The organism is Streptomyces doebereineriae, assembly GCF_031845645.1.
GTDB lineage: Bacteria > Actinomycetota > Actinomycetes > Streptomycetales > Streptomycetaceae > Streptomyces > Streptomyces canus.
Genome location: NZ_JAVREZ010000001.1, coordinates 450,175 through 463,512 on the forward strand (window position 1 = coordinate 450,175; position 13,338 = coordinate 463,512).

At 72.4% G+C, this 13,338-nt stretch carries 14 protein-coding genes; 1 reads left to right on the top strand and 13 read right to left on the bottom strand.

What is annotated here, in order from left to right; translation table 11 throughout:
• Positions 1–60: 60 nt before the first annotated feature.
• The 13 genes from paaE to pdhA all read right to left on the bottom strand — a co-directional run bounded on the left by paaE (position 61) and on the right by pdhA (position 12,707).
• Entirely contained in the window at positions 61–1,164 is a 1,104-nt protein-coding gene (gene paaE / locus RNB18_RS02140) for a 1,2-phenylacetyl-CoA epoxidase subunit PaaE (RefSeq protein ID WP_311712398.1), read from the bottom strand.
• Positions 1,161–1,679 carry a 1,2-phenylacetyl-CoA epoxidase subunit PaaD gene (gene paaD / locus RNB18_RS02145; RefSeq protein ID WP_311712399.1) on the bottom strand — a complete coding sequence of 173 codons (519 nt, stop codon included), beginning with the start codon at positions 1,677–1,679 and terminating at the stop codon, positions 1,161–1,163. Before paaD ends, paaE begins: the two co-directional genes overlap by 4 nt.
• Entirely contained in the window at positions 1,673–2,539 is an 867-nt protein-coding gene (gene paaC / locus RNB18_RS02150; RefSeq protein ID WP_311712400.1) for a 1,2-phenylacetyl-CoA epoxidase subunit PaaC, read from the bottom strand. Before paaC ends, paaD begins: the two co-directional genes overlap by 7 nt.
• A gap of 30 nt (positions 2,540–2,569) precedes the next feature.
• A complete protein-coding gene (gene paaB / locus RNB18_RS02155; protein ID WP_057613396.1) occupies positions 2,570–2,866 on the bottom strand; it encodes a 1,2-phenylacetyl-CoA epoxidase subunit PaaB in 297 nt (98 codons plus the stop codon).
• Positions 2,863–3,801, bottom strand: coding sequence for a 1,2-phenylacetyl-CoA epoxidase subunit PaaA (paaA, locus tag RNB18_RS02160; protein WP_311713001.1), 939 nt, complete (start codon positions 3,799–3,801; stop codon positions 2,863–2,865). The genes paaB and paaA overlap by 4 nt, the downstream gene beginning before the upstream one ends.
• A 49-nt stretch (positions 3,802–3,850) precedes the next feature.
• Positions 3,851–4,687, bottom strand: a complete 837-nt coding sequence (locus RNB18_RS02165) for an enoyl-CoA hydratase/isomerase family protein (protein ID WP_311712401.1) — start codon at positions 4,685–4,687, stop codon at positions 3,851–3,853.
• On the bottom strand, positions 4,678–5,544 hold the full coding sequence (locus RNB18_RS02170; RefSeq protein WP_311712402.1) for a 3-hydroxyacyl-CoA dehydrogenase family protein: 867 nt from the start codon (positions 5,542–5,544) through the stop codon (positions 4,678–4,680). Before RNB18_RS02170 ends, RNB18_RS02165 begins: the two co-directional genes overlap by 10 nt.
• On the bottom strand, positions 5,541–6,302 hold the full coding sequence (locus RNB18_RS02175; protein ID WP_311712403.1) for an enoyl-CoA hydratase/isomerase family protein: 762 nt from the start codon (positions 6,300–6,302) through the stop codon (positions 5,541–5,543). Before RNB18_RS02175 ends, RNB18_RS02170 begins: the two co-directional genes overlap by 4 nt.
• Positions 6,299–7,480 (bottom strand): thiolase family protein, encoded by a 1,182-nt coding sequence (locus RNB18_RS02180; RefSeq protein WP_311712404.1) that lies wholly within the window; start codon positions 7,478–7,480, stop codon positions 6,299–6,301. The genes RNB18_RS02175 and RNB18_RS02180 overlap by 4 nt, the downstream gene beginning before the upstream one ends.
• Positions 7,470–9,176 (bottom strand): phenylacetic acid degradation protein PaaN, encoded by a 1,707-nt coding sequence (paaN, locus tag RNB18_RS02185; protein ID WP_311712405.1) that lies wholly within the window; start codon positions 9,174–9,176, stop codon positions 7,470–7,472. Before paaN ends, RNB18_RS02180 begins: the two co-directional genes overlap by 11 nt.
• Positions 9,177–9,253: 77 nt before the next feature.
• Positions 9,254–10,564, bottom strand: coding sequence for a dihydrolipoamide acetyltransferase family protein (locus RNB18_RS02190; protein ID WP_311712406.1), 1,311 nt, complete (start codon positions 10,562–10,564; stop codon positions 9,254–9,256).
• Entirely contained in the window at positions 10,561–11,580 is a 1,020-nt protein-coding gene (locus RNB18_RS02195; RefSeq protein ID WP_311712407.1) for an alpha-ketoacid dehydrogenase subunit beta, read from the bottom strand. Before RNB18_RS02195 ends, RNB18_RS02190 begins: the two co-directional genes overlap by 4 nt.
• A gap of 5 nt (positions 11,581–11,585) precedes the next feature.
• Positions 11,586–12,707, bottom strand: a complete 1,122-nt coding sequence (pdhA, locus tag RNB18_RS02200; RefSeq protein ID WP_311712408.1) for a pyruvate dehydrogenase (acetyl-transferring) E1 component subunit alpha — start codon at positions 12,705–12,707, stop codon at positions 11,586–11,588.
• 120 nt (positions 12,708–12,827) lie between these two features.
• On the opposite strand from pdhA, the gene RNB18_RS02205 reads away from it, so the two are divergent.
• Positions 12,828–13,328, top strand: coding sequence for an Lrp/AsnC family transcriptional regulator (locus tag RNB18_RS02205; protein WP_311712409.1), 501 nt, complete (start codon positions 12,828–12,830; stop codon positions 13,326–13,328).
• Positions 13,329–13,338: the final 10 nt, after the last annotated feature.

Sequence of the window (13,338 nt, forward strand, 5' to 3'; positions counted from 1 at the left end):
CACTGAGGCCTTCGCAAGGGGAAGCCGCCCGAAAACGCTGCCCGGCCACGGCCCCGACGCTCAGCTGTCGAAGTCGACGGTGAGGTTCTCGGAGGCGGCATACGTCTGGCAGGTGAGGACATAGCCCGCGGAGACCTCAGCCGGTTCCAGGGCGTAGTTGCGGCGCATGTCGGCGTCGCCGTCGGTGACGAGGGCCCGGCAGGTTCCGCAGACGCCGCCCTTGCACGCGAACGGCAGGTCGGACCGGGCCTGTTGGGCACCGTCGAGGATGCTGCGGTCGCGGGGCGCGGTGAACGTGGTCGCCCGGCCGTCGAGGACCACGGTGACCATGCTCCCGGGGCCCCGGTCGGTGGTGTCCACCCCGTCGGTGGTGGTTGCCTCGGATGGTTCCTCGTCGGCGTGGAACAGTTCCTGGTGAACACGGTCCGCCGGGACGCCGAGTCCGGTCAGCAGCGCGCGGGTCTCGCGCACCAGACCGTGCGGGCCGCAAAGCCACCAGTGGGCGACCTCCCGGACGTCGAGGAGAGCGTCCAGCAGTGCGGTCAGCCGCGCGGTGTCGAGACGGCCGGAGAGCAACTCGGCCTCGCGCGGCTCGCGGGACAGGACGTGGGCGAGCTGGAAACGGGCCGGGTACCGGTCCTTCAGGTCGGCGAGTTCGTCCGCGAACATCACGGTGCCGGTGCGCCGGTTGCCGTACAGGAGCGTGACGCGCGCGTCCTCGTCCGCGGCGAGGACGGACGCGGCGATGGACAGCATCGGCGTGACGCCGGACCCGGCGGCGACGAGTACCTGGTGGCCGAAGCCACCGGCACTGGTCGGATCCGGCGTGAACGCACCGGCCGGGGCCATGACCTCCACGGTGTCCCCGGGGCGTACGTCGTGCACGAGCCAGGAGGAGAACAGGCCGCCCGGTACCACGCGGACGCCGATGCGCGGCGCCGTACCGGCCGGTGAGCAGATCGAGTACGAGCGCCGCTCGTCGCGACCGTCGATCTCGCGGCGCACGGTGAGGCATTGACCGGGCCGGAACGCGAACTCGGCGGCCAGGCGGTCGGGGACGTCGAAGGTGAGGGCGGCCGCGTCGGCGCACAGCGGTTCCACGGCCGACACCCGCAGGGCGTGGAAGGCGGAGCGACGGCGGACCCGAACGGGGGACGAAGTCATGGCAGGTCCTTGACGTGGGGGAACGGCTCCCGACAGCTAAGGCAGCGACGGAGTGCCGTGCAGGCGGTGGCGGCGAAGTGCGAGATCTCCTCGGTGTCGGCCGAGGCGCAGCGCGGGCAGGGAACCTCGGGCGGCTGGGTGGTGAGGCTCAGCCAGGTCCGGGCGCGTGCCGGACCCGGCGCGTTGCGTGGGCCGGGCGGCGCGATGCCGTGCTCCGCCAGCTTGCGACGGCCCTCGTCGGTGATCCGGTCGGTGGTCCACGGCGGGTCGAGCACCGTGACCACCCGCACGTCGGCGAAGCCGGCGGCCCGCAGCCGAGCCGCCACCTCGGCACGCATCTCGGCCATGGCGGGACAGCCCGCGTACGTCGGGGCGAGCCGTACGACGACGGTGCCCTCCGGAGTCACCTCGACGCCGTGCAGCACCCCGAGGTCGGCCAGCGTCACCATCGGCAGCTCGGGATCGGGAACCTCCGCGGCGATCCGCGACGCCCGCTCCGCGGACGCCGTCACCACGACGCGTCCGGGTGGGCGCGGGCCACGCTCTGCAGTTCGGCGAGGAGGGGCGCCAGGTGCGGGGTGTGCTGTCCGTTCCGGCCGGAGCCCGGGACCGGGGACGCCGAGGTGTCGAGCGGGGACACGCCGGCGGAGCGATTCAGTTCGGCATCGGCCAGCACGTGGAACAGCTCGAGGCGGGACCGCGCGGCTACGACGGCCGGTTCGGCGCCGAGGCGCGCGGCGGAACCGTCCGTCAGCAACTCGTCCAGCCAGGGGGCGACTTCGTCGAACCCGGCCCGCATCCGGGCGGCGGACTCGTCGGTGCCGTCGCCGAGCCGTACCGTCCACTCCGCGGCCCAACGGCGGTGATAGGCCAGTTCCTTGACACTCTTGGCCGCGATCGCGGCCAGCACCGGGTCGGGTGCGGTGGTGAGCGCCTCGCACACGGCCAGCCGCCAGACGGACAGCACCAGCAGGCGAGCGACGGTGAACGCGAAGTCGCCGCCCGGCAGTTCGGCGAGGCGTACGTTGCGGAAGTCCGCCGGGGTGCGGAAGTACGCGTACGCGTCCTCGCCACGGCCCGTGCCGTCGGCCCGGCCCGCCCTGGCGTACAGCAGACGCGCCTGGCCGAGGAGGTCGAGGCCGATGTTGGCCAGCGCCAGCTCCTCCTCCAACTCGGGGGCGCGGGTGCACCATTCGGCCAGCCGTTGCGCGGACACCAGGGCGTCGTCGCCGAGCGCCAGACAGCAGGCGGCCAGGTCTTCCGCGTCGACTCCGTCGGGCACCGTCTGGTCGATCCCGTGCAGCGGGTCGGTGAACCCGGTGCCGAACGCCCACCGTGCGCCGTCGCCGTCGACATACAGGTCCTCGTCGGTCATGCGCTGCTCCTCAAGGTTCTGGGATGGTCCCTAGATGTGGGGGACGTCGTCGGGGATGTCGTAGAAGGTGGGGTGCCGGTAGACCTTGTCGCCGCTGGGTGCGAAGAAGGGGTCCTTCTCGTCGGGCGCGGAGGCGGCGATGGTGTCCGAGCGCACGGCCCAGATGCTCACGCCCTCGTTGCGCCGGGTGTAGAGATCGCGGGCGTGCAGCAGGGCCATGTCGTCGTCGGCGGCGCGCAGGGAGCCGACGTGGACGTGGTTGAGCCCGCGCTTGCCGCGTACGAAGACCTCGTACAGCGGCCAGTCGGCCTTGCTCGTGGGGCTCATGCCGCCGCTCCTTGGCGTGACCGGGCGGTGCGCTTGGCGGCGTGCGCGGCGGCGGCCCGCCGTACCCAGGCGCCCTCGTCGTGCGCGGCCCGGCGACGGGCGATCCGCTCGGCGTTGCACGGTCCGTCACCGGAGACGACCCGCTTCAGCTCGTCCCAGTCGGGGGTGGAGAAGTCGTGGTGGCCGCGCTCCTCGTTCCACCGCAGGCCCGGGTCGGGCAGGGTGACGCCCAGCTTCTCGGCCTGCGGGACGGTCATGTCGACGAAGCGCTGCCGCAGGGCGTCGTTGGAGTGCCGCTTGATCCTCCAGGCCATGGAGCGCGCCGAGTTGGGGGAGTCGTCGTCGGGCGGGCCGAACATCATCAGGGACGGCCACCACCAGCGGTCCACGGCGTCCTGCACCATGGCGCGCTGTTCGTCCGTGCCGCGCATCATGGTCAGCAGCAGTTCGTAGCCCTGCCGCTGGTGGAAGGACTCCTCCTTGCAGACGCGGACCATGGCGCGTCCGTAGGGGCCGTACGAGGTGCGGCACAGCGGGACCTGGTTGCAGATGGCCGCCCCGTCCACGAACCAGCCGATCACTCCGACGTCGGCGAAGGTGCGGGTGGGGTAGTTGAAGATCGAGGAGTACTTCTGGCGGCCGTCGATCAGCCGCTCCGTCATGTCGGTGCGGTCGGCGCCGAGGGTCTCGGCCGCCGAGTAGAGATAGAGCCCGTGCCCCGCCTCGTCCTGCACTTTGGCGAAGAGGATCGCCTTGCGGCGCAGCGAGGGTGCCCGGGTGATCCAGTCGCCCTCCGGCTGCATGCCGATGATCTCGGAGTGGGCGTGCTGGGCGATCTGCCGGACGAGCGTGGCCCGGTAGGCGTCGGGCATCCAGTCGCGGGGTTCGATGCGCTGGTCGCGGGCGATGGTGTCCTCGAACACGGATATGTTCATGGAGGTGGGTGTTTCTTGCACGGGTGCTCCTTTCAAGGGGGACGGGCAGTCAGCGGCCACGGAAGACCGGGCCCCGCCGTTCGAGGAATGCGGTGACGGCCTCGTGGTGGTCATCGGTGCTGCCGAGCCGTCGCTGGACGACGGACTCGCGCTCCAGCGCCGCCGGCAGGGCCGTGGTGGCCGCCGTCCGCAGCAGCGCCTTGGTCTCCCGGTGCGCGGCGGTGGGCCCGGCGGCCAGCGTGCGGGCCAGGGCCACGCCCTCGGCGGCGGCCGAGCCGTCGGCCACGACGCGGTGCACCAGCCCCCACTGTTCGGCGTCCCGCGCGGAGAAGGTGTCGCCGAGCAGCATGAGTCCGGCGGTGCGGGAGGGGCCCAGCTGCCGGGACAGGGCGCGGGCCACGCCCGAGTCCGAGGCGAGCGCGACACCGCCGAACGCGGTGGCGAAGCGGGCACCCTCGGCGGCCACACGTATGTCGGCGCAGAGCGCGAGGCCCAGTCCGGCGCCGACACAGGAGCCCTCGACCGCGACGACGAGCGGGATCGGCAGCGCGTGGAGTTCCTTCACCAGCGGGTTGTAGTGCTCGGGGATGTTGGCGAAGGCGGTGGCGGGCGAGGTCTTGAGCAGGTGGGCGTGTTCCTTGAGGTCCTGCCCGACGCAGAAGTGCCGGCCGCGAGCGGTGATCAGGGCCGCTCGCACCTCGCGCCGGGCGTCCGTGGTCAGCCGCCGGGCGGCCATGAGGAGGGCGCCGCGCAGGTGGGCGTCGAGCGCGTTGCCACTGGTGCGTCCGCGCAGTTCGATCACGGCCACGGTGTCGGTGACCTCGTACGACACACCGTGCGAGGTGGGGCTTTCGCTCGATGCCCGCGGTCTTTCGCTCACTGCCATCGGTAGAACCCCTGACCGGTCTTGCGGCCCAGCTCACCGCGGGCGACTTTCTCCCGCAGCAGCCGCGGCGGCGCGAACCGTTCGCCGAGTTTCGTGTGCAGGTGCTCCGCGATGGCGAGGCGTACGTCGAGTCCCACCACGTCCGTCAGTCGCAGCGGGCCCATCGGGTGCCGGTATCCGAGGCGCATGGCCGTGTCGACGGCCTCCGGGTCGGCGACGCCTTCCTCGACCATGCGGATCGCCTCAAGACCGAGGGCGAGGCCGAGGCGACTGCTGGCGAACCCGGGCGAGTCCCTGACGACGACGTCCTGTTTGCCGAGGGCGTGGGTCCAGCGGACCGCCGCTGCCCGGGTCGCTTCGGTCGTACCGGGGGCCAGGACCAGTTCGACGAGGGCGGAGACGGGCACGGGGTTGAAGAAGTGCATTCCCAGGAACCGCCCGGGACTCCGCAGAACCGCCGCGAGTTCGGTGACGGACAGGGCGCTGGTGTTGCTGGCCAGCACGCATCCGTCGTGCACGACGTCCTCGGTTGCGGCGAGCAACTCGGCCTTGAGAGCGGCGTCTTCGAAGACGGCCTCGACGACCAGGTCGGTGTCGTGGGGCAGTTCGGCGATCGAGGAGGCGACGATGACACGGTCCGGCACTCCGAGGTCCGGCGGCCCGGCGAGCGTCCCGCGCTCGGCCGCCTGCCGAAGTCCCCTGGTCACCCTCTCCATTGCCGCGGCCGCCGCGGATTCGTCACGCTCCACCACGACCACACGTGATCCGGCGGCCGCGAAGGACTGGGCGATACCGGCGCCCATGCGACCGCCGCCGATGACCCCCACCACGGGGGGTGGTGTTGCTGCCGGGGTCATGCCCGGCCTCCCTTCTTCTCCAGGAAGCGCGTCATGCGCTGCTGTTTGTCCGGGCTCTCGAAGAGCACCGCCTGGGCGAGGTCGTCGGCCACGGGATGAGCCCCCGAGGCGTCGGTGACGAGCTTCGTCAGGCGCAGGGCGAGTGCCGAGGAGCGGGCCATCCGGTCGAGCAACGCGTGCGCCTCGGCGGCCAGCCGGTCCGTCGGTACGACGTCGATGACCAGCCCGCAGGCGAGGGCCGCGGGGGCGTCGAGAGTGCGTCCTGCGAGCAGGACCTGCTTGGCCACCGACTCGCCCACCAGCTCGCGCAGCCGCCAGCACGCACCGGCGGCGGCGAGGATGCCGAGGCCCGGTTCGGGGTTGCCGAAGACCGCGTCCGTCCCGGCGATCCTGAGATCGCAGGCGTACGCCAACTCGGCACCGCCGCCCAGCGCCCAGCCGGGCACGGCGGCCACGGTGGGCAGGGGCAGCCTGCGTACCCGCTCGAACAGGCGGCTGTTGATCCCCTCCAGCGCCTCGTCCCGGCCGCGCCGCCGCAGTTCGCCGATGTCGGCCCCGCCGGCGAAGACCCCGTCGTGCCCGGTGAGCAGGAGGAGTTTCGGGGTGCGCTCCAACTCCTCGCACACGCCGTGCAGTTCGGCGATCATGCGGCCGTTGATGGCGTTGCGGGCGCCGGGCCGCCGCAGGGTGACGACCACCCGGTCCGTGCGCTCCTCGACGGACAGTGTCTCGTACGACGGTCCCTCGCGCGTGTTCATACCCGCTCCACGAGCATGGCCACGCCCTGTCCGACTCCGACGCAGAGGGTCGCCAGGCCCCGTCGGCCGCCCTCCCGTTCCAGGCGGCCCAGCAGGGTGAGCAGGATGCGGGCGCCGGAGCAGCCCAGGGGGTGGCCGAGGGCGATGGCCCCGCCGTCGGCGTTGACGCGGTCCGGGTCGAGCTTCAGCCGGTGCGTGACCGCGAGGGCCTGAGCGGCGAAGGCCTCGTTGAGTTCGATCGCGTCGAGGTCCTCGGCCGTCCAGCCCGCCCTCTCCAGGGCCTTGGCCGTGGCCGGCACCGGGCCGAGCCCCATCAGGTGGGGCTCGACCCCGGCCGAGGCGGCCGTGACGACCCGGGCCCGGGGAGTCAGCCCGTGGCGCTCCACCGCCGCCCCGCTCGCCACCACCAGGGCGGCGGCCCCGTCGGACAACGGCGAGGAGTTGCCGGCCGTGACGATGCCGCCCGGACGGAAGGCCGTGCGCAGGCTGCTCAGCTTCTCCAACGTGGTGGTCGGGCGCGGCCCTTCGTCCTCGGTCACCTCACCGTCCGCCACCGGCACCGGGACGATCTCCGCCGCGAAGCGGCCCGCCGCGCGTGCGGCCACCGCCCTACGGTGGCTGCGCAGCGCGAAGGCGTCCGCCTCCAGGCGGCTGATGCCGTCCAGGGCGGCGAGCTCCTCCGCGGTCTCGCCCATCGACAGTGTCGTCGTCGCGGGGAAGCGGGGGTTGGTGAAGCGCCAGCCGAGTGAGGTGTCGTGGACGTCGCCGGGCCGGGCCCAGGGTGTGCCCGGCTTGGCCGTCACCCACGGCGCACGGGTCATCGACTCGACCCCGCCGGCCACGACCAGATCGGCCTCGCCCGCCCGTATCGACTGCGCGGCGGACGCGACGGCCGTGAGCCCGGACGCGCACAGCCGGTTGACGGTGTATCCGGGCACGGTGTGCGGAAGTCCGGCCAGCAGTACGGCCATTCGCGCGACGTCCCGGTTGTCCTCGCCGGCCTGGTTCGCGGCGCCGAGGATCACCTCGTCCACGGAGTCGGCCGGGGCCCCGGCGCGGCGCACGGCCTCGCCGACGACGAGCGCGGCCAGGTCGTCGGGGCGTACGGAGGCCAGCGCCCCGCCGTAACGGCCCTGCGGGGTACGGGCCCCGTCGATCAGATAGACCTCATCGGACATCGGCGTGCTCCTCGTGCTCCTGGTCGGGTGCGTGACGGCGGGACTGGAGGACGGCGAACCGGCCGGTGACGAACGCCGGGTCGGTCAGGGTCGCGTTGGCGGCCGGGTTGGCCGACGTGCCGTGGAAGTCGCTGAAGGCGGCGGACTGGTTGGGGAACACGTCGCCGGTCAGGTTCTCCGACAGGTGCACCCCCGCCTCCAGAGCCGTCGCGCGCGCCGCCGCCAGCACGTCCTCGCCGGTCGCGTACACGCAGGCGGTGAGGGCGCCGTGGCTCCGTACGGTGTCGTGCAGGACGCGCAGCGAGTGCGCGGTGTCGTCGGTGGCGATGACGAAGGCGACCGGCCCGAACCACTCGCTCGTGTAGGTCTTCTCGTCGGCCTCCGCGTCGAGCCGGGCCAGTAGTGGGGTGCGCACGACGGCGTCCGGGTGGTCGGGGTGTGTCACGGCCCGGGTGGGGTGGGCGGTACGGCCCAGGGCTGCCGCCTCCTCCAGGCGCGCGAGGACTCCGTCGTTCACGATCGCGCCGAGGGTGGCGGCGGAGCGGGCCGGGTCGCGGAGCAGGTCGTCCAGCGCGGAGCCCAGATCGGCGGCGAACTCGTCGGCGGTACGCGGCCCTTGGTCGGTGGGGAACCCGTCGCGGGGCACCAGGATGTTCTGCGGGGTGGTGCACATCTGCCCGCTGTAGAGCGACAGCGAGAACGCGAGGTTGCGCAACAGTCCGGCGTAGTCGTCCGTGGAGTCCACGACGACGGTGTTGAGCCCCGCCTTCTCCGTGTGCACGGCTGCCTGGCGGGCGTTGGTCTCCAGCCAGTCGCCGAACTCGCTGGAACCGGTGAAGTCCACGATCCGCACATCGGCGTGGGTGGCCAGGGCGGGAGCGGTGCGCTCCTCGGGCCCCGAGGCGGCCAGCAGCACCACGTCCGGGTCGAAACCGGCCTCCGCCAGCACCTCACGGGCGATCCGCACGGTGATCGCCAGCGGCAGCACGGCCCGCCGGTGCGGCTTGACGATCACCGGGTTGCCGGTGACCAGGCTCGCGAAGAACCCCGGATAGCCGTTCCAGGTGGGGAAGGTGTTGCAGGCGATGAGCACGGCCACACCACGGCCGACCGGGGTGAACGTCTTCTCCATCACCAGCGGACCGCCGCGCCGCCGGGGCTTGCTCCAGCGCGCGGTGGCCGGATGGCGCCGCTGCGCCTCCCAGGCGTACGCCACCGCTTCGAGGCCGCGGTCCTGGGCGTGCGGGCCGCCCGCCTGGAAGGCCATGACGAAGGGCTGGCCGGTGGTGTGCTGGACGGCGTGCGCGATCTCGAAGCTTGCCGCGTTGAGGCGGGCCAGGATCTCGGCCGCCACGCCGGCCCGGACAGCGGGGCTCGCCGCACGCCACGCCGGGGCCGCGGACTTGGCCGTTGCCACGGCGGCCTCGGGCGCCAGATGCGGGTAGCTGATGCCGAGGGGGAAGCCGTACGGCGACACCTCCGTGGCCGGGACGGTTCCGGTGGTGGGGTGCCCGTCGAGCGGGAACGGGCGGTCGAGGAGGGCGCGGAAGGCTTCCTCGCCCGACTCCGGCGCTCCGGCCCCGTACGCCGAGGCGCTGGGGATTTCCGGATACGGCGTCCAGTAGCCGCGGTCGGTGGTGCGGGCCACGGCCTGTTCGAGCAGGTCCGCGTGGCGGGCGTAGAAAGTCGATGACATGAAAGCTCCAGGCCGAACGTTCGGTCGGTTGGTGGGTGGAGTGCGCCCAGGCGCGAGGCAACAAAGAAGAGGGTCGGTCAGACGTCGGCGAGCAGGACCGCCGGGCGTTCCACGCAGTCGGCCACGAAGCGCAGGAAGCCGCCGGCGGTGCCGCCGTCGCAGACTCGGTGGTCGAAGCTGAACGACAGCTGTGTGACCTTGCGGACGGTCAACTCACCGTCCACCACCCAGGGTTTGTCGATGATGCGGCCCACACCGAGGAGAGCCGCCTCGGGGTGGTTGATGATGGGTGTGGAGCCGTCGACACCGAACACGCCGTAGTTGTTGAGGGTGAAGGTGCCCCCCGTCAGCCGGTCGGGCGGGAGGCTGCCGGTCCGGGCCAGCTCCGTCAACCGGGTGAGTTCTGCAGCCAGTTGGACCGTCGTGAGCCGGTGGGCGTCGCGGACGACGGGGACCACGAGGCCGCGGTCGGTCTGGGCGGCGAAGCCCAGGTGCACCTCGTCGAAGCGCAGGATCTCGCGGCGCTCGGTGTCGACGGTCGAGTTGAGCTCGGGGTAGCGGCGCAGACCGGCCACACAGATGCGAGCGAACAGGGCCAACAGGCCGATGCGGCGGCCGGGTTCGGCTGCCTCCAGCGCCCTCTTGGCCTGGAGCAGGCCGGTGGCGTCCACATCGACCCAGGTGGTGGCGTCGGGGATTTCGGTCCGGCTGCGCGTGAGCTTGTCCGCGACGGCTTTGCGGATGCCGCGCAGGGGGATGCGGACCGGACCGTCGGCGGCGGGGGCCGGGGCGGGTTCGGTCGAGGCGGGTGCCTGTTGGGCGACGGCCTGTTCCACGTCCCGCCGCAGGACGACCCCGGCCGGACCCGAAGGCGCCAATGCGGCGAGGTCGATCCCATGGTCCCGGGCCAGCCTCCGGACCAGGGGTGAGATGACGCGGGGAGCATGCGCCTCCGTGACCGGCGCGGGTGCCGGAGTCTCCGGTACGGCGGCCGTACGACGGCGGCGACGGCGCGGCGCCGGTTCGTGCCCGGTGCCGTAGCCGATCAGGACGTTGCCGGAACCGGCCTGTTCCTCCTCGCGGTACCGTTCGGCGGCGGTGTCCGGGACGGCTGGTTCCGGGGCAGAGGGCGGCGCTGCTCCTACCGTGATCAGCGGTTCGCCCACCCCCAGCGGCGTTCCCGCCTCCGCGTGCAGTCGCAGCACCGTGCCCGCGTACGGCACCGGCACCTCGACCGCGGCCTTGGCGGTCTCCACCTCGACCACGGTCTGGTCGATCGTCACGGTGTCACCGACGGCGACCTTCCACTCGACGATCTCGGCGTCGGTCAGTCCTTCGCCGAGGTCGGGCAGCCGGAACACCTGCTCGTTCAGTGTCGCGGTGGTCATGCGACCGCTCCCTTCGACAGGTGCCGGGTGTCGGGCTCGTCGCCGAACTGCAGGCGGTCGACGGCGTCGAGGACGCGGTCGACGCCGGGCAGGTGGGCGTGCTCCAGCTTCGGCGGCGGATAGGGGATGTCGAATCCGGCCACCCGCAGTACGGGAGCCGCGAGCGAGTGGAAGCAGCGCTCCTGCACGCGCGCGGCGATCTCCGCGCCGACTCCGGCGAAGCCCTGGGCCTCCTGCACGACTACGCAGCGCCCTGTCCTGCGGACCGACTCCGTGACCGTCTCGTCGTCGAAGGGCACCAGCGTGCGCAGGTCCACCACCTCCAGCTCGATCCCGTCCGCTGCGGCGGCATCGGCAGCCGCCAGGGCGACCGGGACCGAGGGGCCGTAGGCGACGACGGTGGCGTCACGCCCCGCCCGCCGGATCGCCGCCCGCCCGAACGGCAGCGCCCCGCGCGTCTGAAGGTCGGTGTCCTCGCGCGACCAGTACAGCTTCTTCGGCTCCAGGAACACCACCGGGTCGGGGTCCGCCACCGCGTCCCGCAGCAGCCAGTACGCGTCCTCGGCCGTGGCCGGGGTGACGACCTTGAGGCCGGGGGTGTGCGCGTAGTAGGCCTCGCTGGAGTCGCAGTGGTGCTCGACCCCGCCGATCCCGCCGGCGTAGGGGATGCGGATCACCATCGGCAGGCCGATCCGTCCGCGGGTGCGGTTGCGCGTCTTGGCGACGTGCGAGGCGATCTGCTCGAACGCCGGATAGGCGAACGCGTCGAACTGCATCTCCACCACGGGCCGGAAGCCGCCCATCGCCATGCCGACCGCCAGCCCGACGATGCCGGCCTCCGCGAGCGGGGTGTCGAAGCAGCGCTGCTCACCGAAGTCGCGGGTCAGCCCGTCGGTGATGCGGAAGACCCCGCCGAGCGGACCGACGTCCTCGCCGAAGACGAGGACCCGTTCGTCCTCGCGCAGCGCGTCGCGCAGGGCGGTGTTGAGCGCCTGCGCCATCGTGACCTTGGCCATGGTCGTCAGTCCTCCTGTGCCTGGATGGTTTCGGCGAGTTCGGCCGCCAACTGGGCTCGCTGCTCGCGCAGTTGAGGGGTCGGCTCGGCGTAGACGTGGTCGAACAGCTCCAGCGGGTCGAGCACGGAGTCCGCGTTCATGCCGGCGCGCACCCGTGCCGCCAGCTCCTCGGCCTCCTCCCGCAGCCCCGCCACATCCTCGTCGGTGAGCGCGCCACGCGAGCGCAGGTACGTCTCCAGCCGGTCGACCGGGTCGGCGGCCCGCCACTGCTCGACCTCGTCGTCCTGCCGGTAGCGGGTGGCGTCGTCGGCGTTGGTGTGCGCGTCCATGCGGTACGTGTGCGCCTCGACCAGGACGGGACCGTGGCCCGCCCGGGCGTGCTCCACGGCCGCGGTCAGCACCGCCAGCACCGCGACCAGGTCGTTGCCGTCGACCTGCTCGGAGCGCACCCCGTAGCCGATGCCCTTGTACGCCAGGGCGGGCGCCGCGGTCTGCCGGGCCAGCGGCACCGAGATCGCGTACTTGTTGTTCTGCACGAAGAAGACGACCGGGGCGCGGAAGACGGCGGCGAAGTTCAGCGCCTCGTGGAAATCGCCCTCGCTGGTCGCCCCGTCCCCGACGAGCGCCATCGCCACGCCGTCCTCGCCCTTGCGGCGCAGGGACTCGGCCATGCCGGTCGCGTGCAGCACCTGGGTGGCCAGCGGGGTGCACTGGGGGGCGGTGCGGGTGGCGGCGGGGTCGTAACCGCAGTGCCAGTCGCCGCGCAGCAGCGTGAGCACCTGAGCGGGGTCGATGTCGCGGGTCACCAGGGCGACGGAGTCGCGGTAGGTCGGGAACAGCCAGTCGTCGGGGCGCAGAGCGAGTACGGCGCCGATCTGGCACGCCTCCTGACCGCGGCTGGACGGATAGACGGCGAGGCGGCCCTGCTTGGTGAGGGCGGTCGCCTGGGTGTCGAACCGGCGGCCCAGGACCATCCGCCGCCAGGCCTCGAGCAGGGCCTCGACGGGAGGCTCGGTGTAGTCGGCCGGCGGCCTGGCGACCGGTGTGCCGTCCTCGGCCACGAACCGCACCGGCGTCAGGGACGGCAGGAGGCCCTGGACCGTCTGGCGGAGGCTCTTCACGGACATGGAGGGCACTCGCTTTCTCTGGACACTTGACAGGAGAATGGTGGCCACTGATGAATATGTGTTCAATAGCTCGGACGAATCGGCGATGAACTGCCGAACACGATGGTCTGGGAGGACAAAGTGTCCGAGGAAAGCTCACTGCCGACGGCAGCGGCCGGACGAACTGCCGTCCCGCTCGACGACATCGACCGGCAGATCCTGAGCCGGCTCCTCGAGGACGGCCGGATCTCGGTCCGCGCCCTCGCCGAGCAGGTGCACATCTCGCGGGCCAACGCCTACACCCGCATCGGCCGGCTCGTGGCCGAGGACGTCATCACGGGCTTCACCGCGCAGCTCAATGCCCAGCGGGCGGGCCTGGGCACGAGTGCCTACGTGACGCTGGCCACCGACCAGAACGCCTGGCGCGAAATCTCCCGCGAACTGCGTGAGATCCCCTACGTGGAACATGTCTCCCTCGTCACGGGCGACTTCGACGTGCTGGTGCTGGTGCGGGCGCCGGACAACCTGGCGCTGCGCAAGGTGGTGCTGGAGAGCATCCAGGCGGTGCCGGGCGTGCGCTCCACCCGCACCTGGCTCGTCTTCGACGAGGTGCGGGGGCGCGGCGCCACCTGGACGGACTGAGGACCGGCGC

Excerpts from the sequence above, each read along its gene's own strand:
- RNB18_RS02195 (WP_311712407.1), bottom strand. The coding sequence starts at position 11,580 with ATGGCCAAGGTCACGATGGCGCAGGCGCTCAACACCGCCCTGCGCGAC.
- paaE (WP_311712398.1), bottom strand. The coding sequence starts at position 1,164 with ATGACTTCGTCCCCCGTTCGGGTCCGCCGTCGCTCCGCCTTCCACGCC.
- pdhA (WP_311712408.1), bottom strand. The coding sequence starts at position 12,707 with ATGTCCGTGAAGAGCCTCCGCCAGACGGTCCAGGGCCTCCTGCCGTCC.
- RNB18_RS02175 (WP_311712403.1), bottom strand. The coding sequence starts at position 6,302 with ATGAACACGCGCGAGGGACCGTCGTACGAGACACTGTCCGTCGAGGAG.
- RNB18_RS02190 (WP_311712406.1), bottom strand. The coding sequence starts at position 10,564 with ATGACCACCGCGACACTGAACGAGCAGGTGTTCCGGCTGCCCGACCTC.
- paaN (WP_311712405.1), bottom strand. The coding sequence starts at position 9,176 with ATGTCATCGACTTTCTACGCCCGCCACGCGGACCTGCTCGAACAGGCC.
- RNB18_RS02165 (WP_311712401.1), bottom strand. The coding sequence starts at position 4,687 with ATGGCAGTGAGCGAAAGACCGCGGGCATCGAGCGAAAGCCCCACCTCG.
- paaA (WP_311713001.1), bottom strand. The coding sequence starts at position 3,801 with ATGAACATATCCGTGTTCGAGGACACCATCGCCCGCGACCAGCGCATC.
- RNB18_RS02170 (WP_311712402.1), bottom strand. The coding sequence starts at position 5,544 with ATGACCCCGGCAGCAACACCACCCCCCGTGGTGGGGGTCATCGGCGGC.
- paaB (WP_057613396.1), bottom strand. The coding sequence starts at position 2,866 with ATGAGCCCCACGAGCAAGGCCGACTGGCCGCTGTACGAGGTCTTCGTA.
- paaC (WP_311712400.1), bottom strand. The coding sequence starts at position 2,539 with ATGACCGACGAGGACCTGTATGTCGACGGCGACGGCGCACGGTGGGCG.
- RNB18_RS02180 (WP_311712404.1), bottom strand. The coding sequence starts at position 7,480 with ATGTCCGATGAGGTCTATCTGATCGACGGGGCCCGTACCCCGCAGGGC.